Annotated in this window: 24 protein-coding genes and 1 tRNA gene; 10 read left to right on the top strand and 15 right to left on the bottom strand. The window is 63.4% G+C overall.

Translation table 11 applies throughout. The annotated features are described in order from the left end of the window. Positions 1 to 47: 47 nt before the first annotated feature. The 6 genes from ACO06R_RS04675 to ACO06R_RS04650 form a co-directional block, all read right to left on the bottom strand. Positions 48 to 725 (bottom strand): GntR family transcriptional regulator, encoded by a 678-nt coding sequence (locus ACO06R_RS04675; RefSeq protein ID WP_421856753.1) that lies wholly within the window; start codon positions 723 to 725, stop codon positions 48 to 50. Between the two features lie 85 nt (positions 726 to 810). Continuing rightward, the gene (locus ACO06R_RS04670) at positions 811 to 2,094 is read right to left on the bottom strand and encodes an NAD(P)/FAD-dependent oxidoreductase (protein ID WP_421856751.1); all 1,284 of its coding nucleotides are present in this window, start codon (positions 2,092 to 2,094) and stop codon (positions 811 to 813) included. Then, entirely contained in the window at positions 2,091 to 3,023 is a 933-nt protein-coding gene (locus ACO06R_RS04665; protein WP_421856748.1) for a proline racemase family protein, read from the bottom strand. Before ACO06R_RS04665 ends, ACO06R_RS04670 begins: the two co-directional genes overlap by 4 nt. Next, the gene (locus tag ACO06R_RS04660; RefSeq protein WP_421856745.1) at positions 3,014 to 3,973 is read right to left on the bottom strand and encodes a dihydrodipicolinate synthase family protein; all 960 of its coding nucleotides are present in this window, start codon (positions 3,971 to 3,973) and stop codon (positions 3,014 to 3,016) included. Before ACO06R_RS04660 ends, ACO06R_RS04665 begins: the two co-directional genes overlap by 10 nt. 238 nt (positions 3,974 to 4,211) lie before the next feature. Beyond that, positions 4,212 to 4,288: transfer RNA gene (locus tag ACO06R_RS04655), tRNA-Arg, on the bottom strand. A gap of 87 nt (positions 4,289 to 4,375) precedes the next feature. Further along, the gene (locus ACO06R_RS04650; protein ID WP_421856742.1) at positions 4,376 to 5,542 is read right to left on the bottom strand and encodes a M20 aminoacylase family protein; all 1,167 of its coding nucleotides are present in this window, start codon (positions 5,540 to 5,542) and stop codon (positions 4,376 to 4,378) included. Between the two features lie 192 nt (positions 5,543 to 5,734). On the opposite strand from ACO06R_RS04650, the gene ACO06R_RS04645 reads away from it, so the two are divergent. Then, the gene (locus ACO06R_RS04645) at positions 5,735 to 6,907 is read left to right on the top strand and encodes a D-alanyl-D-alanine carboxypeptidase family protein (protein ID WP_421856739.1); all 1,173 of its coding nucleotides are present in this window, start codon (positions 5,735 to 5,737) and stop codon (positions 6,905 to 6,907) included. Between the two features lie 28 nt (positions 6,908 to 6,935). Further along, entirely contained in the window at positions 6,936 to 8,018 is a 1,083-nt protein-coding gene (locus ACO06R_RS04640) for a CobW family GTP-binding protein (RefSeq protein ID WP_421856736.1), read from the top strand. Here the strand turns inward: ACO06R_RS04640 and ACO06R_RS04635 are convergent. The 6 genes from ACO06R_RS04635 to ACO06R_RS04610 all read right to left on the bottom strand — a co-directional run bounded on the left by ACO06R_RS04635 (position 8,015) and on the right by ACO06R_RS04610 (position 12,201). Then, the gene (locus tag ACO06R_RS04635) at positions 8,015 to 8,377 is read right to left on the bottom strand and encodes a hypothetical protein (RefSeq protein WP_421856733.1); all 363 of its coding nucleotides are present in this window, start codon (positions 8,375 to 8,377) and stop codon (positions 8,015 to 8,017) included. The genes ACO06R_RS04640 and ACO06R_RS04635 overlap by 4 nt on opposite strands. 429 nt (positions 8,378 to 8,806) lie before the next feature. Next, complete coding sequence (locus ACO06R_RS04630) at positions 8,807 to 9,028, bottom strand: sulfurtransferase TusA family protein (RefSeq protein WP_421856730.1); 222 nt, start codon at positions 9,026 to 9,028, stop codon at positions 8,807 to 8,809. A 12-nt stretch (positions 9,029 to 9,040) separates the two neighbouring features. Next, a complete protein-coding gene (locus tag ACO06R_RS04625) occupies positions 9,041 to 9,916 on the bottom strand; it encodes a L,D-transpeptidase family protein (protein WP_421856727.1) in 876 nt (291 codons plus the stop codon). Positions 9,917 to 10,071: 155 nt separating this feature from the next. Next, positions 10,072 to 11,031, bottom strand: coding sequence for an acetyl-CoA carboxylase carboxyltransferase subunit alpha (locus ACO06R_RS04620; RefSeq protein ID WP_421856724.1), 960 nt, complete (start codon positions 11,029 to 11,031; stop codon positions 10,072 to 10,074). 72 nt (positions 11,032 to 11,103) lie between these two features. After that, complete coding sequence (locus ACO06R_RS04615) at positions 11,104 to 12,015, bottom strand: site-specific tyrosine recombinase XerD (RefSeq protein ID WP_421856721.1); 912 nt, start codon at positions 12,013 to 12,015, stop codon at positions 11,104 to 11,106. Positions 12,016 to 12,051: 36 nt separating this feature from the next. After that, positions 12,052 to 12,201 carry a histidine kinase gene (locus tag ACO06R_RS04610; RefSeq protein ID WP_421856718.1) on the bottom strand — a complete coding sequence of 50 codons (150 nt, stop codon included), beginning with the start codon at positions 12,199 to 12,201 and terminating at the stop codon, positions 12,052 to 12,054. 144 nt (positions 12,202 to 12,345) lie between these two features. Here ACO06R_RS04610 and ACO06R_RS04605 point away from each other — a divergent pair, with 144 nt between their 5' ends. Genes ACO06R_RS04605 through ACO06R_RS04595 form a run of 3 tightly spaced genes read left to right on the top strand, consistent with a single transcriptional unit; the run spans position 12,346 to position 15,395 of the window. Further along, on the top strand, positions 12,346 to 12,978 hold the full coding sequence (locus tag ACO06R_RS04605; RefSeq protein WP_421856715.1) for a shikimate kinase: 633 nt from the start codon (positions 12,346 to 12,348) through the stop codon (positions 12,976 to 12,978). Beyond that, a complete protein-coding gene (aroB, locus tag ACO06R_RS04600; RefSeq protein WP_421856712.1) occupies positions 12,975 to 14,132 on the top strand; it encodes a 3-dehydroquinate synthase in 1,158 nt (385 codons plus the stop codon). The genes ACO06R_RS04605 and aroB overlap by 4 nt, the downstream gene beginning before the upstream one ends. Before the next feature lie 6 nt (positions 14,133 to 14,138). Then, complete coding sequence (locus ACO06R_RS04595; RefSeq protein WP_421856709.1) at positions 14,139 to 15,395, top strand: HlyC/CorC family transporter; 1,257 nt, start codon at positions 14,139 to 14,141, stop codon at positions 15,393 to 15,395. 37 nt (positions 15,396 to 15,432) lie between these two features. On the opposite strand, the gene ACO06R_RS04590 is transcribed toward ACO06R_RS04595, so the two are convergent. Continuing rightward, complete coding sequence (locus ACO06R_RS04590; RefSeq protein ID WP_421856705.1) at positions 15,433 to 15,720, bottom strand: BolA family protein; 288 nt, start codon at positions 15,718 to 15,720, stop codon at positions 15,433 to 15,435. Between the two features lie 140 nt (positions 15,721 to 15,860). Here ACO06R_RS04590 and ACO06R_RS04585 point away from each other — a divergent pair, with 140 nt between their 5' ends. The 4 genes from ACO06R_RS04585 to ACO06R_RS04570 all read left to right on the top strand — a co-directional run bounded on the left by ACO06R_RS04585 (position 15,861) and on the right by ACO06R_RS04570 (position 20,490). Continuing rightward, entirely contained in the window at positions 15,861 to 16,481 is a 621-nt protein-coding gene (locus tag ACO06R_RS04585) for a J domain-containing protein (protein WP_421856702.1), read from the top strand. Positions 16,482 to 16,543: 62 nt separating this feature from the next. After that, positions 16,544 to 17,530, top strand: a complete 987-nt coding sequence (gene cobS, locus ACO06R_RS04580) for a cobaltochelatase subunit CobS (protein ID WP_421856699.1) — start codon at positions 16,544 to 16,546, stop codon at positions 17,528 to 17,530. A gap of 18 nt (positions 17,531 to 17,548) precedes the next feature. Beyond that, positions 17,549 to 19,450: a cobaltochelatase subunit CobT gene (cobT, locus tag ACO06R_RS04575; protein ID WP_421856696.1), complete on the top strand. Its 1,902-nt coding sequence runs from the start codon at positions 17,549 to 17,551 to the stop codon at positions 19,448 to 19,450. Then, positions 19,447 to 20,490, top strand: a complete 1,044-nt coding sequence (locus ACO06R_RS04570; RefSeq protein ID WP_421856693.1) for an esterase-like activity of phytase family protein — start codon at positions 19,447 to 19,449, stop codon at positions 20,488 to 20,490. The genes cobT and ACO06R_RS04570 overlap by 4 nt, the downstream gene beginning before the upstream one ends. Here ACO06R_RS04570 and ACO06R_RS04565 read toward each other — a convergent pair. Then, positions 20,447 to 21,094, bottom strand: a complete 648-nt coding sequence (locus tag ACO06R_RS04565) for a queuosine precursor transporter (RefSeq protein ID WP_421856689.1) — start codon at positions 21,092 to 21,094, stop codon at positions 20,447 to 20,449. The two genes, ACO06R_RS04570 and ACO06R_RS04565, sit on opposite strands and share 44 nt — an antisense overlap. A gap of 91 nt (positions 21,095 to 21,185) precedes the next feature. Then, the gene (rpmB, locus tag ACO06R_RS04560; RefSeq protein WP_421856686.1) at positions 21,186 to 21,479 is read right to left on the bottom strand and encodes a 50S ribosomal protein L28; all 294 of its coding nucleotides are present in this window, start codon (positions 21,477 to 21,479) and stop codon (positions 21,186 to 21,188) included. A gap of 244 nt (positions 21,480 to 21,723) precedes the next feature. Between rpmB and ACO06R_RS04555 the strand changes: the two genes are divergently transcribed. Further along, positions 21,724 to 22,509: a DUF3108 domain-containing protein gene (locus ACO06R_RS04555; RefSeq protein WP_421856683.1), complete on the top strand. Its 786-nt coding sequence runs from the start codon at positions 21,724 to 21,726 to the stop codon at positions 22,507 to 22,509. The last annotated feature ends 27 nt before the right edge of the window (positions 22,510 to 22,536 follow it).

The raw sequence follows: 22,536 nt of genomic DNA, 5'->3' as shown, positions 1-22,536 counted from the left end.
TGATGTGTTCATATCTTTGCGGCAACCCGGCACGCCGGATACGGCAATCAATTCTCGGCATCGCGTTGTTCCTCGACCAAGGCCAGCAACTCGGATTTGGTGCGTCCGATGTGCCGCGCCAGCAGGTCGGCGGCCTTGTTCACATCTCCGGCCCTGGCCAGCGCAAGAAGTTGACGATGTTCAGCCTTCGCATGTTCGCGTTGCTGCATCACGCTCAGATGCATGCGGATATAGCGATCGGACTGCAGGCTGATCCGCTCCAGCAGGTCATTCGTCAGGCCTCGCTGGGCGGCCGCATAGAGCGCTGCGTGATAGCGCGAGTTCAACGCGCCCCATTGCGAAACGTCATCCTGGTCATAGGAGGTCTCCATCTGGCTCAGGATGTTGCCGCAACGGGCGAAGTCCATCTCCGTCATCAGCGGGATGGCGCGGCGGAAAAGGTCAACCTCAATAAGGATCCTGAGATCGAAGATTTCACCGATCTCTTCGAGCGAGTGCCTGATCACCGTCGCGCCGCGATGATTGCTCAGATGCAGCAGCCCCTCGGCATCCAGCCGCTTCAGCGCCTCGCGAACCGGCATGCGCGAGACGGCGTATTCCTGCGCTAGGTTCTCCTGCCGGATGGTTTCGCCCTCGCGAATCTCACCACTCAGGATTCGGTCCCGCAAATCGTTGGCGATGGTTTCCGGCAGGCTTTGCCGTGAGACGGCGCGGGTCTTGGTCATCTGCGGTGCCGTTTTTTGCTTGCTTGATCTCAACAGGGTTACCGGACTTGGGCGGGTGCGAAAAGCGGACAGGGGTGTGTTTGCTTCAGAAGCGGCCCGGCGAAAACGGATCGAGGGAAAGTGCCGGTCGCCCGTCCGTCGCCAGATCGGCGATCAACTCGGCCGTTCCGGCGGATTGTGTGAGCCCCAGGTGACCGTGGCCGAAGGCGTAGAGGACGCGCTTGCTCTTCGACGACGCCCCGATCACCGACAGGCTGTCGGGCATCGACGGGCGAAACCCCATCCATTGCGTGCCGTTTTCTGTTCTGAGACCGGGCAGGAAGCGCTTTGCCTTCTTCAAGAGAACATCGGCGCGCTTGAAGTTCGGCCGCAGCTTCAGGCCCCCAAGCTCGACCGCGCCCCCGACGCGCACGTCCTCTCCGAGTTTGGTCACGACAAAGCCGTGCCCGCCGAAAGTCAGTTGCGTGCGCAGGTCGAAGGCACCGGCGGGCAGTGTCGTATTGTAGCCACGCTCGGTCTCCAGCGGCACCCGGTCGCCGAGTGCACGCGTTACATGATGCGACCAGGCGCCGGCCGCGATGACTACCTGGCCGGCGGTGACCGCACCGCCGGACGTGTCCAGCAACACGCTGTCTTCCGCCGCCTGCAATGCCCGCACATCCGCCTTCGCGATCTGTCCGCCGCGCGCGATGAACGCTCGCGCCAGATGCTCGACCCAAAGCAACGGATCGATCGTGCTCATCCAGGTCGGGGTAAAGACGGCATGGGTAAACCGCTTGTCGAGACCCGGCTGGATCTCCGCGATTTCGTCAGCACCGCTAAGTGTGTCGAAGGCAATTCCATGGCCGCGCCGCAACTCCAGTCCGGCCTGGCTTGCCGCGAATTCGCGCGCGCCTTCGTAGAGCTGCAATTGTCCGTCGCGCCTGATCAGCGTCGCGCCGCCGCTATGCTCGATCTGGCGTTCCAGCGCCGCGCGCGAAACGGTCATGAGTTGCGTTTGCGCGGTGACGCTTTTTGTATAGCGATCGGGCCAGCTGGCACGCCAGAACCGCAGCATCCACGGGGCGATGTTCAACGCATAGGCCGGCGGAACCGATAGCGGCCCCGTCGGGTCCAGCAGCCATTTCGGGGCCTTGCGCATGATCCCCGGCGTGGCCAGCGGGATGATGTCGGTAAAGGCGAACGCGCCGGCATTCCCGCAAGAGGCTTCGGTGGCGACTCCTTTGCGATCGACAACCAGAACCGGCTTGCCGCGCCGTTGCAGTTCAAGCGCGATGCTGACGCCGACCACACCGGCGCCGACCACGACGATCAGTTCCCGAGGCGTCTGAACATCGCAAACACGGCTGTAGCCAATGCCTGAGCTCAAAAGACGATCCCCTCCCTGAAGGGATCCTTCGCGTCGAAATGAAGATGCGCCTCCGCGCTGACAAAGGCCTGCCCGATGATCGAGGGGATCACCCCGCCTTCGGTACCCGGTCGGTAAGACAACACGTACCGGCTGCCGATGACGCTCTGTTGAACGATCTCTTCGCCGGGGCCAAGGCGTCCATCGGCGGCCAGACAGGCCAGCCACGCCGAACTACCCGTGCCGCAGGGCGACCGGTCATAGGCATCATCGGGGCAAAGAACGAAGTTGCGGCTGTGCACGTCCGCAGCTTCGGCGGCATCCTGAAAGATCACATGGTCGATCGCCACGCCCTGCGCCGCGCCGATCCCCACCTTGTTTGCGGTTTCGCGGATGGCAATCCCCATATCGGTCAGCGCCCGGATGTTTGCCGGAACCACCGGGATCGGGCTCGGGTCGACGATGAAGAACCAGTTGCCGCCATAGGCGACGTCGCCGGTGACCGGACCGTGGTACGGCACATCGATGCTGACATCCTTGGCCACGCGGCGGCTTTCCACATTCGTCACCGTGACCGTATTGGCGTCTTCCAGATGCACCGAGATCAAGCCGACCGGCGTCTCGATGCGGTGCTTTCCCGGCCCGATCCGCCCGAGATGCGCCAGCGAGACGGTAAGCCCGATCGTGCCATGCCCGCACATGCCAATGACCGTGCAGGCGTCGAAATAGATTACGCCTGCCGCGCATTCGGGGTCGGTCGGCTCCACCAGAAGCGCGCCGACCATGGCGGTCTGGCCGCGCGGTTCTAAGACGACCGACCGGTAGAACCCTTCGTGATCCTCGGCCAACCGGCGCGCACGCTCTTCCAGCAGGCCGGTCCCGAGGTCCGGTCCGCCTGACAGGATCACCCGTGTCGGTTCGCCACCGGTATGGCTGTCGATTACATGCATTCCGCGATAATCCCGCCTTGGCTGGACCAGTCCGCGAACCAGCTACGGAACTGGCTGTACTGCTGTTCGCAGTAATTGCGCTGTGCGTCAGACAATTCATCGGTTTCCACGATGTGCAAGCGGTACTCCTCCTCGCCATTCAGGACCAGCATGTGTTTGTAGTACAGCACAAGGTCGGTACCCTCGTCGAAACTTGCCAGCACGTTGAAGGCTTCCTCCAGCTGTGCGGCCCGCATCCGCGCCTCGGCACTGCCTTGCGCGGCTTTCTTGCAGAGCGATGCCAACAGCAGCGCTTCCCTCGGCAGTGCAGTGCCGATGCCGGAGATCGCACCCGTCGCCCCGCAATTCACGAATCCATGATAGACCTCGGTGTCCACGCCGACCATCAGTGTCACCTGATCGTCCTGCGAGGTGATGTGCTCGGCCGCGTAACGCAGGTCATCCTTGCCGCCGAATTCCTTGAAGCCGACCAGGTTAGGATGCTCGGCGCGCAGCGCAAAGAACAGGTCGGCGCGCGTCGCAAAGCCGTAGACAGGGCTGTTGTAGATGATGGCCGGGATATCCGGCGCGGCGGTCAGAATCGCCTTGAAGTGGTTTTTCTGCGCGGCCACGGACGTTCCGCGCGACAAAACGCGCGGAATGACCATCAGCCCGGCCGCGCCCACCTTCTGCGCATGCGCCGCATGGGCGACCGCCGAATTCGGGTTGATCGCGCCGGTGCCGACGATCACCGGCAGACCGGCATCCACCAAGCGCGCGACGCCTTCCATGCGTTGTTCGTCGGTCAAGAGCGGCCAGTCGCCCATCGAACCGCAATAGACCACCGCCGACATGCCTGCCTCGATCATCTCGCGGCCCTTTTTGACCAGCGCGTCGTAGTCGGGCGTCCGGTCCGTTTTGCACGGGGTCATCAGGGCCGGCATGGTGCCGGCGAAAATGATGTCGGTCATGGGTCTTTCCTTGGTTTGTGCCCGCTTCCTCTCTCCTGCGAGCGAGGAAACCGTCCTGATGCGGGCTGGAATTCTCTTTTTGGATACTGTATCCAATTTACAGATGCAACCGGGACATGGGATGACCGTGCGGCTTGGATAGCGAAGGTCAAAGCCGCGCTCTGCCGAGCTGCGCGTGAAAAATCACGGCCCCAACCCGCAGGCCTGTGTTCGTGGTTCACGATGACCGATCGGACAATGGCGATCCCGACAGGATTCGAACCTGTGACCCTCAGATTAGGAATCTGATGCTCTATCCTGCTGAGCTACGGGACCGCGTGACCGCGTTTTACAGGATCCGCCCGGCAAGGCGAAGCGGATTCTTTGCCTGCGCCGAGCATAGCGGCGAAACCCGGACACGCACTAGCCGCGTGCCGTGTTCGATTCCGCCAGCGCCGCCCAGTAGCTGATTCCCAGCGGAATGATCTCGTCGTTGAAATCATACTTGGGATTGTGCAGCCCGGCCGTATCGCCATTGCCGATCAGGATCATCGCGCCCGGCCTCGCCTCCAGCATATAGGCGAAGTCCTCGCCGCCCATGGTCGGCCGGAAATCGGTATGGACGGCATGCGCGCCGGCGACCTGGCCGGCCCGCTCGGCGGCCACCTCGGCCTCGGCCGCATCGTTGACCATCACGGGATAGCCGCGGTGCCATTTGACCTCGGCAATGGCGCCATGTGCCGATGCGAGCCCCGTCGCCACCGCCTTGATCCGCGCTTCCGCCAGTTCGCGGTTTTCCTTCGACAATGAACGCGCCGTGCCCCCGATCTCGGCGGACTGCGGGATAACGTTGAAAGCGCTGCCGGCGTTGAACTTCGTCACCGACACCACCAGCGGCTGGATCGGGTTGGCGTTGCGCGAGGTGATCGTCTGCAGCGCACTGACGATCTGCGCGCCGATCATGATCGGATCGATGGCCTTGTCCGGCATCGCCGCATGCCCGCCCCGGCCGTCGATACGGATGATGAACTCGTCGGTCGCCGCAAAGAAGCCGCCGGCCCGGATCGCGAATTCGCCGACCGGCAGGCCCGGCATATTGTGCATGCCGTAGACCCGGTCGATACCGAACTTTTCCATCATCCCGTCGCGCACCATCGCGTCGCCGCCGCCGCCGCCCTCTTCGGCGGGCTGGAAAATCACCGCCACCCGGCCGGCGAAATTGCGCGTTTCGGCGAGATACTGCGCCGCGCCGAGCAGCATGGCGGAGTGCCCGTCATGGCCGCAGGCATGCATATGGCCCTCCACCGTGGACGCGTGGTCCTTGCCGGTTTCCTCGCGGATCGGCAGCGCGTCCATGTCGGCGCGAAAACCGAGCGTCTCGCCCTCGCCCTTGCCGCCGTTGATGATACCGACGACACCGGTTCGGCCGATCCCGGTTACAACCTCGTCGCAGCCGAACGCGCGCAGCTTGCCGGCGACGAACGCGGCCGTCTGGTGCACGTCGTACATCAGTTCCGGGTGCATATGCAGGTGACGCCGCCAGTCGGCGACTTCGGCTTGCATCTCGTGGGCGCGGTTCAGGATCGGCATGCGTGGCAACTCCTCGGCGGGCGTTCGGGGGCGAACGGTCTGTCGCTTAGCAGATTGGAGCGCCAGCCGCATCCGTCAATGTGGCATCGGCGCATCGCACCGCCTTTATCGCATGGGTTGTGCAAAGCCGGTCTTGTTTCGCTTTCAAGCTTCGCCTAGACAAAAAACCACGGTAACATCAACGGAAGTACAATGTTGACAGCAAGCAGGCTTTGCCTGGCCCGCTGGGCCGTCCTTTTGTTCTTTGTGTATTGTGCCGGCGGCGCCGCGGCCGCCCCGTCGGTGGTCATTGAGGCGTCGACAGGCCGCGTTCTCCACGCCGAGGACGTGTTCGTGCGCTGGCCGCCGGCCTCCGTCACCAAGCTGATGACGGCCTATGTCGCCTTTCGCGAGGTACGTGACGGCGGGCTGACCATGCAGTCACCGGTCCGCGTTTCGCTGAACGCGGCGCGCCAACCGCCGAGCCACATGGCTTACCCGGTCGGCACGATCGTCACGCTCGACAATGCGCTCAAGATGCTGATCGTCAAGTCGGCCAACGACATCGCGGTCGCCATTGGCGAGTCGGTGTCCGGCACCGAGGAAGAGTTCGTCGCCCGCATGAACGCCGAGGCGAAACGCATCGGCATGACCGACACGCGATTCGCCAATCCGCACGGCCTGCACAGCAAGCAGCAATACACCACCGCCCGCGACCTTGCCCTTCTGGCGCGCACCATCCTGCGCGAGTTTCCGCAGCACGCCGGCTATTTCAAGGCCGAGGCGATTTCCACCGCCGACCGGACGATCCGCGGTCACAACCAGCTTCTCGGGCGCTTCGAGGGCGCCAACGGCATGAAGACCGGCTATGTCTGCGAGGCCGGCTTCAACCTGGCCGCGTCGGCCACCCGCCAGGACACGACGCTGATCGCCATCGTGCTGGGCGAGTTCAGCCCCAACCGCCGGGCGCGCAAGACCGCCACCCTGCTCGATGCCGGCTTCCGCGAATTCACCCGGAAGCAGGACCAGCCGCTGCTTCAGACGATGCAGAAACCCGATGGCATTTCCGCTACCCCGGTCAATATGCGCGAGATCGTCTGCTCCAAGGCGGCACGCACCGCCCGCTCGCAGGAGAAGCGCGGCTCCTTCGGCACGCCGCTTCTGAAGGCCCTTGATCGCAAGCCGATCGCCATTGCGGTCAGGACCGGCGGTGCCATCGGCTCCAGCCGTTCGGCGACCATGCTGTTCGGCCAGATGGTCCGGGCGATTCCTGCTCCGGTACAGCGCCCCGAGCGCATTTCGCTTGTCGACGAGGAAGATCGCGTTAAATACGCCCTGAAGCCGGGCTTCGATGTTCCCGTTCCGGAGCCGCGACCGGAAACCTGAGGCCTGTAGGGCTTAACACAACACGCAGATGCCCATTCCCGTCCACATCATCACCGGCTTTCTGGGCGCCGGCAAGACAACCCTGCTCAACCGCCTGCTGAAGTCGGGGGCCTTTGCCGACACGGCGATCATCGTCAACGAATTCGGCGATGTCGGCATCGACCACCTGCTGATCGAGACAAGCGCCCGGAACGGCGACATGATCGAATTGTCGGATGGTTGCCTGTGCTGCACAGTGCGCGGCGACCTGATCGACACGCTGGAAAAGATCGCCGCCGAAGCCGAACGCGGCAAGCGCATCGACCGCGTGATCATCGAGACCACCGGCCTCGCCGATCCGGTGCCGGTGCTGCAGGCGATCATCGGTGCACCGGCGCTCTTCGAGCGGTTCCGGCTGGCCGGGCTTGTCGCCGTGGTCTGCGCCGTCAGCGGTATCGACACACTCGCCGCTCAGGAAGAAGCGCGCCAGCAGGTCGCGCTCGCCGACACCGTTATCGTCACCAAGACCGATCTGCCCGAAGCGGATTTCGCTCGCCTGCGCCAACGCCTCGCCGCACTCAATGCCATCGCCGATATCCGCGACGCCAACGCGCCAGGCTTTGCGCTTGAGATCGACGACACCGGCGCTTCGGGCGTCTATGCCTCGGGCCATGACCTGACCTTCACCGAAGACGAGCACCATCACCACCACGATCACGGTGACCATGACCACGCGCACGGCCATCTCGATGTCAACCGGCACGACGCGTCGATCGAGGCGTTCACGCTGCGCCATGACGCGCCGATCCCCGCCGCGACCGTCGAGATGTTCGTCGACCTGCTGCGCTCCTCCATGCCTGGCCAGGTCCTGCGCATGAAGGGCATTGTCCTGACCGCCGAACAGCCCGCCCGCCCTATGGTCATCCACGGTGCCGGGCCGGTTTACCATCCGCCGGTGCTGCTCGACGCCTGGGACGGACGCGCGCCCGAAACGCGGCTGGTGGTGATCGCCCGCAACGGCAATCGCCGCAAGATCGCCGATCTGTTCGCCGCCTTTGCCGGCCAGGTCGCCACCGACACGCCCGACCGCGATGCGGTGATCGCCAATCCGCTGGCCGTTCCGGGGTTTTAGAGCGTGTTCCGGTCAGATTGAATCGCTTGAACGCCGGGATTTTGTGCAGTGACAAGGAGCGGAAAACGAAGCGGGTCGAGACCCGTCAGTTTTTCGCGACGCTGCTCACTGTGCAAAAGATCAAGTTCAGGCGATCTGATGTTCTTTAATGTTCTCAGTTGCATGACCTCCGGCTTGAGGCTGCTTTCCGCCCCGGCGGCGTCGAAATCCTCGACCGATGCGAAAGCATCGCTCTGCGGTCTTCTCCTGGCCGGTTGCGAAAACCATCTCTCATCAAACTGCTTCAATCTGATCGGAACACGCTCTAGAGCACTTCCCGGTGGATGGATGTCCGGGCATGCAACCGTTTTCTTGCGCAATCCCGGTCGTTTGGCCGAACAGCGCCATACAAGTTGTCCACCGCTCCCAAACCTCTCTTACACTCACTCCCGCCTTCTCACGGAAGCCTGGCGTGCACACCGGCTCACAGGGGGAAGGACGGTGCCTGCTGGGCGGTGCAGAGGTGTATCGCTGGGTGATGAACCCCCACGGCAGGGCGGCATGAAGCGGCGCGCGCAGTCTTGTTTTCCCGGACTGAGTTCCGGGCCGCCGACCGAAGCTGCAAGACCACCGAGCGGGCGGTCCGAGGATCGCTATACCTTTTAGACGTTGCGATGCTTTGACCGCCCGTCTTCCATTCGCGATGCCCCGGCTGGCGCAGCCAGACCGGGAAAGCTTGTCGCGAACAGTAAAAAGTCTTTCAGCAATCCGGTCTCAGCGAATGGGACGCGGCGGCGGTGACGCGCGCCTCACCCGCACTCGATCAGAAACCGGTGCCCGTCCTCGACGGTTTCCGACGTGACCAGCGTGTGGCCGCGCTCGCGGCAGAAATTCGGGATGTCGATCACGGCCAGCGGATCGTCGGTGCGCACCCAAAGCTGTTCGCCCGCCGCCATCGCCCGCATCTTCTTCTGCGTTTTCAGAACGGGCAGCGGGCATTTCAGGCCGCGCAGATCGTAGACGTCATCCATTTGGGGATCGCGTTACTGGGCGCCGGCGGAAACCGGCCGCCCCTCCAGCTTCGCAACGGCCTGCTCGAAGGCCAGCGCGTGCTTGGATTGCAATGACTGGTAGGCCAGTTCCAGGTTCACCGGCATCGACATCGGCGGACAGGCGCTGGTCGCCTCGAATTCGCCTTCCTCGGCGACCCGGTTGAACACGTAGCGCTTGCCGCAGACATCGACTTTCGGCGGCGCCTTGGTCAGTTCGAAATGATCGTAGCCTTCCTTCAGCATCTGCCAGAACTCGAAATTCCGGTCGCCGCGATGCCGCGCCAGGTTTTCCGGCGTCATGCGGAACGGGAACGCCTGCACCTGGAAGGCGTCCTGCTTGCCCCCGCTCAGCGCCTCGCGGGCAAAGGCATAGATTTCGGCGATGTTCTCGTCGGTCATCGAATAGCAGCCGCGCGACGAGCACGCGCCATGCACCATCAGGTTGGAGCCGGTGCGGCCATGCGCCCGGTCGAACGCGTTCGGGTAGCCCATGTTGAACGACAGGTGGAACGACGAGTTCGGATTGAGCAGCTGGCGCGATACCGCGTAGAAGCCTTCCGGCGCCTGCCGGTCGCCTTCGCGCAGCTTCGGACCCTTGACGCCCGAATAGGTGCAGATCTCGTAGCTCTTGAGCAGGCCGTAGCGGCCGGTGTCCTTCTGTTTCCAAACCTCCAGCACACCCTCGTCCTTGAAGATCCGCATCAGGATCGGCGAAGACGGCGTCATTCCGTTGGCCCGCATGGAGGCCAGCGTTTCCTTGGGGATCGGGGCGTTTTCCTTGAGCGACAGCACGTCGTTCGCCTGGCAGCCGGCCAGCGCCAGTGCACCTGCAATCGCCGCTGCCGACATTATGCGCCTGAGAGCCATTCCCGCCTTTCCCGGATCGGTCCTGTAGGGGTCCGAATATATTTGACGATAACTTACCGCAAGGTTTCGCCGCACCACTCACGCAAAAGTAATCGGCGCGCTTTGCGCGTAGCTAGTTTCGCCTTGTGGCGAAATTGGGCTCGCGACGTGCGATTTCAGGCGAGATTGCGGCCGATCGAAAGGAACTTCTCGCGGCGGTGCTGCTTCAGGTCCTTGCCGTCCATGTTCGACAGCGATTTGAGCGCCTCGGCGACGGTCTTGCGCGTCTCCTCCATCACCTTGGATGGATCGCGGTGCGCCCCGCCCAGCGGTTCAGCGACAATGCCGTCGATTACGCCGAGCGCCAGCAGGTCCTGGGCGGTGATCTTCATCGCCGTCGCCGCGTCCTTGGCGCGCGCCGCGTCGCGCCACAGGATCGAAGCGCCGCCTTCCGGCGAGATCACGCTGTAGATCGCATGTTCGAGCATGAACACCTTGTTGGCTGTGGCAATGGCGATCGCGCCGCCCGAACCGCCTTCGCCGATCACAACCGAGACCATCGGCACTTCCAGTTGCAGGCAGGTTTCGGTCGACCGTGCGATGGCCTCGGCCTGACCGCGCTCCTCCGCGCCGATCCCTGGATAGGCGCCGGCAGTGTCGACCAGCGTCACGATCGGGATCGCGAAGCGGTTCGCCAGTTCCATGATCCGCACCGCCTTGCGATAGCCTTCGGGCCGGGCCATGCCGAAATTGTGCTTCAGCCGCGACTGCGTGTCGGAGCCCTTTTCCTGACCGATCACGGCAACCGGTTCGCCGTCAAAGCGCGCGAAGCCGGCGATGATGGCATGATCCTCGGCGAAGTTGCGGTCGCCAGCCAGCGGCGTAAATTCGGTGAACAGAGCCTCGGCGAAATGCGAACAGTGCGGGCGATCCGGATGCCGGGCGACCTGCGCCTTCTGCCAGGGCGTCAGCTTGCGGTAGGCCTCGACAAGGGCTTCGGCGGAGCGTTTTTCAAGCCGCGCGATTTCCTCGGCAACGTCGACGCCGCCACTCTCGCCCTCGGAAAGCTTCTTGAGTTCCATGATCTGGCCGTCCAGATCGGCAATCGGCTTCTCGAAATCGAGATAACTGTACATTCAAACTCCGTGTGGCCTTTGGGAATCAGCGTGCACGTGGCCCCTATTGCATGGCTTGTCAAGCTTGTTCGATCAGTCCGCCAGGGGATGGCGTTCGCTCACCAGCCGGTGCAATTGCTCGTCCAGCACATGGGTATAGATCTGCGTTGTCGAGATATCGGCATGCCCCAGCAGTTGCTGCACGACACGAAGGTCGGCGCCGTTTTGCAGCAGATGGCTGGCAAAGGCATGGCGCAGCACATGCGGCGAAAGCTTCGCGGCGGATATGCCGCAGCGCGTGCCGAGCGATTTCAGGTCGCGGGCGACCACCTGGCGGGCGATGTGCGTCGTGTGATCTTCGGTTGGGAACAGGTACGGACAATCGCCGGCGCGCGGATCGCGGTCGCGAATCGCAACATAGGCGGCCAGCGCGTCGCGGGCGCTGTCAGCGACCGGAACCAGCCGTTCCTTGCCGCCCTTTCCCTTGACCATGAAAAACGGCTCGTCGCGGCGCGCGACGGTGACGGGAAGCGTCACCAACTCGCCGACGCGAAGCCCGGTTGCATAAAGCAGTTCCAGGATCGCTCGCGTCCTGACCGCCCTTGCGTGGGTCGCAGGATCGCCGGCTGTCTCGCTCACCTCCAGTGCGGCCCGCTCGAGCAGGCGATCCACCGCGCCAACATCGAGAACCTTGGGCAACGCACGCGCCTTTTTCGGGCTGGCGATCACCCCGGTCGGATCGTCCGCCCGGTGGCCTTCGGCATAAAGGAAGCGAAAATACTGCCGCAGCGTCGAAAGCTTCCGCGCCTGCGACGACGCCGCGAAGCCCGCCGCTTCGAGACTGCGCATATAGGCGGAAATGTCTTCGGAACGCGCCTCGGCCAGCCGCCGTCCGGTCTGGCGCAGGAAATCCTCGGCATCGTCGAGGTCGCGCCGGTAGCCCGCGAGCGTGTTATCGGCCGCACCGCGTTCGGCGCTCATCATTTCCAGGAATGCGTCGATCATCCCGCCAGTCTAGCACGGCATGGTTTACCGGCGGTATCAGTTGTCGGGATTGATGCGGTCGGCCGGAATTCGGACCGTCATTTCGCGCTCCACCGGATCGACATAGAGCACCAGCGCCCACATGCCGCCATAGGCAATGCCGGCGAGAATTCCCATGAAAACAATGAAGCGGATCAGACTTGGCATATATCCCCGTCCCGCGCAGGGTGCCCCTACCCTCCGCAATATGCAATCCCGGTAGAACCGGATCAAACACAAAAACCGCCCGAACCCCGATTCTTGACACGGCGCGGTCCTTCATGTGGTAAGCGGACTTAGCCGGGAAATGCAATGGAAACTGACAATAAACAGCGCTGCGATACGGTTCGTCGCCGTCTGGGAAGACGGTCGATCGTGCTTGTCGGCCTTATGGGTGCAGGTAAATCGGCGATCGGGCGCAAGGCTTCTGCCTTGCTCGGCCTGCCCTTTGTCGATGCCGATACCGAAATCGAAACCGCCTCGAAAATGACCATCGCCGAATTGTTCGAAAGCTATGGCGAAGCCGAGTTCCGCGCACTTGAGCGCCGCGTGATCGCCCGCGTCCTCAAATCCGGGCCGCAGATCCTGGCGACCGGCGGCGGCGCCTTCATGAACGAAAGCACCCGCAACGCGATCGCCCGGCGCGGCGTTTCGGTCTGGCTATCGGCCGATATCGACCTGTTGATGGAGCGCGTCTCGCGCCGCCAGAACCGGCCGCTGTTGCGCGATCCGAACCCGCGCGGCGTCATGGAGGCGCTGATCGACCGCCGCTACCCGGTCTACGCCACCGCCGATCTCGAGGTGCCGTCCGACGATATCTCCAAGGAGGAGATGGCGATGCGGGTGGTGTCCGCGCTTGCCGCCCACCTCGAGGCCGAACCTGCCACGAAACCGGCACCGCGCAAGCACAAACGAAAAGACACCGCCGGAGCAAACAGTTCATGACCACAGAAACCGACGCCATGCTGGCTGAGGCCGCGCCGAACGGCGTCATGCAGACGGTCACCGTCCCGCTTGGCGACCGATCCTACGACATTCTGATCGGGCCGGGCCTGCTGGATAACGCAGGCGCGCATCTGGCCGGCGTCCTTCCCGGTGTTCGCGCCGCCATCGTGACCGACACCAATGTCGCTGCCCGCTATCTCGGCACGGTAACGGACAGCCTCGCCGGCGCCGGTATTGCGGCGACTGCGATAACGGTGCAGGCGGGCGAGCCGTCGAAAAGCTTTCAAACGCTCGAAACGGTTGTCGAAGAGATCCTCGATGCCCGGCTGGAGCGCGGCGACGTCGTCATCGCGCTGGGCGGCGGCGTAGTTGGCGACCTGACCGGCTTCGCGGCGGCGATAGCCCGCCGCGGCATGCAATTCGTGCAGATGCCGACATCGCTGCTGGCACAGGTCGATTCGTCGGTCGGCGGCAAGACCGGCGTCAACAGTCCGCATGGCAAGAACCTGATCGGCGCATTCTACCAGCCGCGGCTGGTGCTCGCCGACACCGCCGCGCTCGATACGCTTTCACCGCGCGAATTCCGCGCCGGCTACGCCGAGGTCGTCAAATACGGGCTGATCGACCGGCCCGATTTCTTTGCCTGGCTGGAGAACAACTGGCCGTCGATCAAGGCCGGCGGCACCGAACGCGTTCACGCGATCGCCGAATCCTGCCGCGCCAAGGCCGACGTCGTTGCCCGCGACGAACGCGAAGCAGGCGACCGTGCGCTGCTCAATCTCGGCCACACATTCGGCCACGCGCTGGAAGCCGCCGCCGCCTATGATCCCGACATTCTGGTGCATGGCGAGGGCGTGTCGATCGGCATGGTGCTGGCGCATGAGTTTTCGGCGCGCATGAACCTGGCGAGCCCCGACGACGCCACGCGGGTCAAGGCGCATCTCGATGCGGTCGGCCTGCCGACCGCCCTGGACGGCATGCGGGATCGCATTCCCGACGCCGATGCGATGCTTGACTACATCGCGCAGGACAAGAAGGTAACGCGCGGCGAGTTGAACTTCATCCTGACGCGCGGCATCGGCGAGGCGTTCGTTGCCCGCAACGTCCCGGCCTCCGAGGTTCGGGCGTTCCTCGCCGCGAAACTTGGAGACTGACGAGCAATGGAAATCTGGATCGTGGCCGGCGTGGTGTTGGGACTGATCGTCCTGTCGGGCTTCTTCTCGGGTTCGGAAACGGCTTTGACCGCGACGTCCAAGGCGCGCATGCACCATCTGGAATCGACCGGCGACAAAAGCGCGCGAACGGTCAACCGCCTGCTGACGCGCAAGGACCGTCTGATCGGCGCGCTGCTGATTGGCAACAACCTCGTCAACATCCTCGGTTCGGCGTTGGCGACCAGCGTTTTTCTCTCGCTGTTCGGGCAGTCCGGCGTCGCCTATGCGACCATCGCCATGACCGTCTTGCTGGTGATTTTCGCTGAGGTCCTGCCGAAGTCCTGGGCAATCTCCAATCCCGACCGTTTCGCGCTGTTCGTCGCACCGGTCATCAGCCGTTTCGTCATTTTCTTCGGCCCGCCATCCAGCCTCGTCAACCTGATCGTCCGCCGTATCCTCAAAGTGTTCGGCATCGATCTCACTGACACCGATTCGATGCTGACCGCGCATGAAGAGATCCGCGGCGCTGTCGAAGTCCTCCACCAGGAGGGTTCTGTGGTCAAGGAGGAGCGCGACCGGCTCGGCGGCCTGCTCGACCTGGCCGAACTGGAAATCTCCGACATCATGGTGCACCGGACCAACATGCGCACCGTCAATGCCGACCAGGAACCGCAGGCAATCGTCACCGAAATCCTGAAAAGCCCCTACACGCGCATGCCGGTCTGGCGTGACGAGAACGACAACATCATTGGCATTGTCCACGCCAAGGACGTGCTGCGCGCGCTGCACGCGGTCGACAACGACCCGACACGCATCGACATCATGAAGGTCGCGACGAAACCGTGGTTCGTTCCCGACACCACAACCCTGCGCGACCAGCTCGACGCGTTCCTGCGCCGCAAGGCGCATGTCGCCGTCGTTGTCGACGAGTATGGCGAGGTCGAGGGCCTGGTAACGCTCGAAGACATCATCGAGGAAATTGTCGGCGAAATCGCCGACGAACACGATGTCGATGTCCAGGGCGTCCGGCAGGAAGCCGACGGCTCCGTCGTTGTCGATGGTTCGGTGCCGATCCGCGACATCAACCGCGCGCTCGATTGGGATCTGCCGGACGAGGAAGCGACGACCATCGCCGGCCTCGTAATCCACCGGGCCCAGACCATTCCGGCCGAAAAGCAGGCCTTCACCTTCTACGGCAAGCGCTTTGTCGTCATGAAGCGCGAGAAGAACCGCATCACGAAGTTGCGCATCCGGCCAGTCTGACAACTGCAGCCTTTAGCGCGTCCGGTCTGCGGCAACCCTACCAGCGCAGCGGCTCGCCGGGCGCCACGGGCTCCAGCGCCAGCGCATGCACGCCATCGGTGATCTCGTCCTTCAGCAACTCGTTCAGCGCGCGGTGGCGCTGCACGCGCGACAGGCCGGAAAACGCGTCCGACAGGACCCTGACCCGAAAATGCGTTTCGCCCGTCCCGTCGACAGCGCCGCCGCGATGCCCGGCATGCAGATGGCTCTCGTTGACGACTTCCATGCGAACCGGCGCGAAGGCGTCTTCGATCTTTTTTGTGATCCGTTCTTCAATCGGTCCCATTCGCTTCCTACCTTGCCTCTGCCGGGAATGGCAGTTAAACCAGTGCGTCTTCCTAAGACGCTTGCGGCTCGGGTTTGCCGCGTTAAATCTTCCTAAGTCAATGCTTGTTGCAAGGGCCCGTGGCCCATAGGCATGGTCAGATGAGCACCAGTTCGAAATATTTCGATTCGATCCGCATCAATCCGGGCGGAAAGAAGAAAAAGAAGCAGCAGGAAGAGGTTGCCGCTTCCAAATGCCAGTGGGCGGGATGCAACAAGCCCGGCACCCACAAGGCGCCGGCCGGCCGCAACCGCGAGGGCGAGTATTTCGTCTTCTGCATCGATCACGTTCGCGAATATAACAAGAACTACAACTACTTCTCCGGACTGGGCGATGACGATATCGCCAAGTTCCAGAAGGAAGCGCTGACCGGCAACCGCCCGACATGGAAGATGGGCACAGCCCACCAGGAAACGGCCTCGGCCGCGCCCGTCTTCTCCGACATGCGGTCCGGGTCGGCCCGCTCGATGCGCATGCGCGATCCGAGTTGGAACGCGCGCGAAGCCAAGCCGGTCATGCGCAAGCTCAAGCCGCTGGAAGCCAAGGCCATGACGACCCTGGGGCTGAAGCCGTCGGCTACCGCCGATGAGATCAAGACCCAGTACAAGGCTCTGGTCAAAAAGCACCATCCGGACGCCAATGGCGGCGACCGCACCTCCGAAGAGCGGTTCCGTGACGTCGTGCAGGCTTATCAATTGTTGAAAACCGCCGGCCTGTGCTAGGCAACACTCCGAGAACACCGACTTGCTGCGCCCCTGGGGCGCCTTTCCCCTGAGTTGATCCCATGAACAAAATAGAACTCGACATCGCCAACATGCCCGACGCCTCGGCCGATGTACGCGAGACATTCGGAATCGATGTCGACATGCAGGTCCCGGCCTACAGCGAAGCCGACGCCTATGTGCCCGACATCGACCGCGATTATATCTTCGACCGCGCGACAACATTGGCGATCCTGGCCGGCTTTGCACACAATCGCCGCGTTATGGTGTCCGGCTATCACGGAACCGGCAAGTCGACCCATATCGAGCAGGTCGCCGCGCGGCTGAACTGGCCCTGCGTGCGCGTCAACCTGGACAGCCATGTCAGCCGTATCGACCTCGTCGGCAAGGATGCCATCGTTATCCATGAAGGCAAGCAGGTCACCGAGTTCCGCGATGGCATCCTGCCTTGGGCCTATCAGCACAACGTCGCGCTGGTGTTCGACGAATATGACGCCGGCCGCCCGGACGTGATGTTCGTGATCCAGCGCGTGCTGGAATCGTCGGGCCGCCTGACGCTTCTCGACCAGTCCCGCGTGATCCGGCCGCACCCCGCCTTCAGGCTGTTTGCGACCGCCAACACCGTCGGCCTTGGTGACACCACCGGCCTCTATCACGGCACGCAGCAGATCAACCAGGCGCAGATGGACCGCTGGTCGATCGTCACCACGCTCAACTACCTGCCGCACGACAAGGAAGTCGAGATCGTCCTGGCGAAGTCCAAGCACTACCAGAACCAGGACGGCCGCGAGATCGTCAACAACATGGTGCGACTGGCCGACATGACCCGCCAGGCGTTCATCAATGGCGATTTGTCGACGGTGATGAGCCCGCGTACCGTCATCACCTGGGCGGAGAACGCCGACATCTTCAAGGATGTGGGCTTTGCGTTCCGGCTGACCTTCCTCAACAAGTGCGACGATCTGGAGCGCACGCTGGTCGCCGAGTTCTACCAGCGCTGCTTTGCCGAAGAGTTGGCCGAGAGCGCCGCCAATGTGGTGCTGAGCTAAGGGCGCCCGTCAGCTCAAATGGCAGGTCCCGGAGACAACATCCGCAAGAAGCCGGGCAAACCGGTTGACACCGAGCCTTTAAAGCGCGCGGTGACAAGTTGCATGCGCGCCATGTCGGGCGAACCGGAACTCGAGGTCGTGTTCGCGACCGACAAGCCGGGGTTCGCCGGCAAGCATGCCCGCCTGCCCGAACTGCCCAAACGGATCGCCCGCAGGGACGTCATGGTAACGCGCGGCATCGGCGATTCCATGGCGTTGCGCACCGCTTGCCACAATCCGCGCATTCACGCCGCCGCAGCGCCCGAGGGCACTGATGCGCGGGCGGTTTTCGACGCCGTCGAACAGGCCCGCATCGAAGCCATTGGCGCCCAGCGCATGCCCGGCGTCGGCGACAACATCGACGCGATGATCGACGACCGATACATCAAGGCGAATCTTGCAGGCGTCACGGAACGCGATCAGGCGCCGATGGCCGAAGCGATCGCGCTGGTGGTGCGCGAGAAGCTGACCGGGCGCCCCACCCCGGAAGGCGCCAGCGCCGTTGCCGATTTGTGGCGCGACTGGATCGACGAGAAAGCGGCCGGCGACTACGCCGCGCTGGAAGCCGCCATCGACGACCAGCACGCTTTCGCGCGCGCGGTACGCGACATGCTGGTTTCCATGGAACTCGCCGACGAAATGTCGGACGCCGAGCCGGATCAGGACGACGAGGACGATCAGGAAGATCAGCCCGACGCCGACGAGGAGACCGAAGGCGGGCAGCAGGACGACAGCGGCGAAGACCAGTCCGAAAGCGAGGAAAGCCAGACCGAAAGCGAGCAGCCGGAATCGGGCGAGATGGATGCCTCGGACGCCACCGCCGAGGACATGGACGACAACCAGGACGCCGAGGCCGAGGAACCGGGCGAAGCGATCCGCAGCGAGCAGCCCTTCCAGGACATCCTGACCGGCATCGACTACAAGATCTACTCGACCGAGTTCGATGAGACGGTCGCCGCCGAGGAACTGTGCGACGAGGCGGAACTGGAACGGCTCAGGGCGTTTCTCGACAAGCAACTCGCCAATCTGCAAGGCGTGGTCGGGCGGCTGGCCAACCGCCTGCAGCGCCGCCTGATGGCACAGCAGAACCGCTCCTGGGATTTCGATCTCGAAGAGGGCTATCTCGATCCGGCGCGTCTGCCGCGCATCATCATCGACGAGATGGCCGGCACGTTCGCGCCGCTCTCCTTCAAGCAGGAACGCGACACCAATTTCCGCGATACGGTGGTAACACTGCTGCTCGACAACTCCGGTTCGATGCGTGGCCGGCCGATCACGGTCGCGGCGACCTGCGCCGACATTCTCGCCCGCACGCTGGAACGCTGCGGCGTCAAGGTCGAGATCCTCGGTTTCACCACGCGCGCGTGGAAGGGCGGCCAGGCGCGCGAAGCATGGCTGAAACGCGGCAAGCCCGCCGAGCCGGGCCGGCTCAACGACCTGCGCCACATCATCTACAAGAGTGCCGACGCGCCGTGGCGGCGCGCCCGCCGCAATCTCGGCCTGATGATGCGCGAAGGCCTCTTGAAGGAAAACATCGACGGCGAGGCGCTGACCTGGGCCTATCGCCGGCTTGCGGCAAGGCCCGAACAGCGCAAGATCCTGATGATGATCTCCGACGGAGCGCCGGTCGACGATTCGACACTGTCCGTCAATCCGGGCAACTATCTGGAGCGGCATCTGCGTGCCGTTATCGAAGAGATCGAGAACCGCTCGGCGGTCGAACTTCTCGCCATCGGTATTGGCCACGATGTGACCCGCTACTACCAGCGCGCCGTAACCATCGTCGACGCCGAGGAACTGGCTGGCGCCATGACCGAACAGCTGGCGGCCCTGTTCGAGGAACAGCGCAGTCGCGACACGAGGCGGCGGAGATCGGCGTGACGGCACGCCGCGCATTGTCCGCGTTCCTCCTGGCAACAACGCTTTGTTCTGCCGGGTTTGCCGCCACGGACGCTCTCGCCGATGATCTGGAATTCGACCTGACGGTCCGCGCGCGCGCAATCGAGAAGTTCAGGCTCGGTTCCAGCCAAACGCGGTTCGGCGAACTGGAATTCGCCGGCGGGCTGGAGCTTTACGGATCGGCCCGCGATTTCGGCGCCCTGTCGGGTCTGCACGTCTTTCCGGACCAGAAGCGGTTTCTCGGCGTGACCGATACGGGGCTTTGGTACTCCGGCGAGATCGAGCGCGACGGCGATGGCCGGCCGACCGGCCTTGCCGACATGCGCATGCGGCAGCTTCCAGGCGCCGAAGGCAAATACACCCGCGAGAAATGGGAAACCGACGCTGAAGGGATAACCGTCGAGGACGGCACGGCGTACGTCAGTTTCGAGCGGCTGCACAGAATTGCCGTCTACGACCTGCGCGAGCGATTCCCCGAATTCCGCGGCGAGTTCAATCCACCGGTCCCGCTCTATGAATTACGCCGCAACAAGGGCTTCGAGGCGCTGGCGGTCGCGCCGCCTGCTTCGCCGCTGGCCGGCGCGCTGGTCGGCATTACCGAGCGCAGTCTCGACAAGGCCCGGAACATCATGGGTTTCGTCCGCCACCCCGACGGCAAGAGCTTCGAGTTCTCGGTCTGGCGCTATGGCGAGTTCGATATCACCGATGCCAAGTTCCTGCCCGGTGGCGATCTCGTGCTGCTGGAGCGCCGCTTCAACGTACGTGACGGCGTCGCAATGCGGTTGCGCCGCATCGACGGCGGCACCATTCGCAAGGGCCAGACGCTGGTCGGCGAAGAGATGCTGGAAGCCGATATGCGCTACCAGATCGACAATCTGGAGGGCCTGGCGATCACCGTCGATCCGGATGGTACGCCGCGACTGACCATCGTCTCCGACGACAATCACTCGATCCTGCAGCGCAACCTGCTGCTTGAGTTCAGGCTTGTCGGGGGTGGCCGACAGGCGCTTCGGCGCGAATGAGACCGAGGAACGCGCGGTAAGGAACCAGCATCGCCAAGCCGACGATCAGCTTGACCAGCAGATCGCCCGCGGCCAGCGAAACCCACAGCGGCACCTCGCCGCCGACGCCAAGGAATGGCACCGGAAACGCCAGCGATCCTTCCTCGCCACCGAAATCGAGCAGTGCGAAGAAACCTGCAAACGCGATGCTGAAGAACAGGATCGTGTCGAGCAGCGACCCGATGACCGTGGAAACCAGTGGCGCTTTCCACCATGCTGCCTGCCGCAGCCGTTCGAAAACCGAGACGTCAAGCAGCTGCGCGGCCAGGAAGGCCGTACCCGATGCGATCGCGATCCGCGGCGTGGCCAGCCAGATCGACAACAGAACCGCAAGCACGAAGCCGAACACGACAATCGTCCGCGCCGCCGAACTGCCGAAGCGGCGGTTGGTCAGATCGGTGACGAGAAACGCGATCGGATAGGTGAACGCCCCCCAGGTCAGAAGATCGGCAAGATTGACCGTGCCGAGCGCAATCTGGACCGGAAACTGGACGAGATAGTTCGACAGCGCGACAACCGCGCACATCGCGAGAATGAAGGGAAGATAAGACTGTGCTATCCGCATTTTTTTATCCTGGGTGATGCCACCAGCGCGTTGAACAAAGGCAGGCCCGTCCGGCCTGCCCGCGATTGAGCCTTAAGCCGCAGGCTCTGTATCAGGCAGCCTGTTCGGCCGACTTCTTGGCAATCTGACGCTTCAAGAGCCGTGCACGCTGCGACAGCTCGTTGTCCTTGGCCTTGGCCAGGAACGCGTCGAGACCGCCGCGATGCTCGACCGTACGCAGCGCCGCCGCCGAGACGCGGAAACGGTAGCTCTGCCCGAGTGCCTCGGACATCAGCGTGACATTGCACAGGTTCGGCAGGAAGCGACGCCGCGATTTGTTGTTGGCGTGGCTGACATTGTTGCCGGTCAGGACCGATTTTCCGGTCAATTCGCATGCGCGTGACATGGTTATCACCTTCGAATTCGTTATTTTGGTCCGCGTTGGAAACACCGTTTCTCGTAGCGCCAGCCCGGGCGGCGCCACTCGACAATTGCGGCTTCTGCGGAAAAGTCAGCGTCCTATAGTGACAACCGGCGTTTTCGTCAACCATGCAAACGCGACTTCGCCGCCGATTCGCCGCAGGATCACACAATGGCCCAAATCGGCGGCGATGCGGTCGGCGAGGGACACGGCCAGACGGAGAACAAAGATGCGCGCCATCGCCGCCGCCCTGATCGCCTGCATGCTCGTCCTTCCCGCCGGCCCGGCTGCCGCCGAGCCCCATTCCTATGTCACCGATTACACGATATCCGCGCTCGGCCTGCGGATCGGAAAGGCCCGTTTCCGCGCGACGATCGGAGACGATGAATACACGATGCGCGGCAAGGTCCGCTCTGCAGGCATCGTCAATCTCTTCGCCAAGATCACCGGCACGATGAATGTCACCGGCAAGATCGGCCAACAGGGCGCGGATGCCCGCGACTACCGGCTGAATTATGTCTCCGGCGACGACAAGCAACACACCGAGATCGACTTTGAGAACGGCACCGTCATCCGGACCCTGAACGACCCGGAAGTCCGCAAGAAAGCGGACTGGGTCGCCGTCAAGCCCGAACAACTTGCCGGCATCGCCGATCCGTTCAGCGCCTCGCTGATCCGCGCCGGTTCGCGCCGCGAAGTCTGCGGCCGCACATTGCGGGTCTATGACGGAGCGCTGGTCGCCGAGATGCGGATGTCCTACCTGCGCACCGTGCCGTTCTACACCAAGGGCTATCGCGGCGACGCGGTGACGTGCCTTGCCCGCTTCGTTCCGGTCGCCGGCTATCCGGGCCGCAAGAAGGAGTTTCACTGGATGCGCGACAAGAGCCGCATCGAGATTTCCTTCGCCCCGGTCGGCAAAGCCAGTCTTTACGCACCGGTGAGCGCCGTCGTCGGCACCCAGATCGGCAAGGTGCGCCTGCGTGCGACGCGCTTTGGTACAGCCGGCAAAGACTGATCCCGGAGCCGATAGCGGCTTGACAGC

It is taken from the genome of Oricola sp., assembly GCF_965230365.1.
Taxonomy (GTDB): domain Bacteria; phylum Pseudomonadota; class Alphaproteobacteria; order Rhizobiales; family Rhizobiaceae; genus Oricola.
Note: the sequence above shows the minus strand (reverse complement) of the source record. Positions and strands in the feature narration are given on the sequence as shown.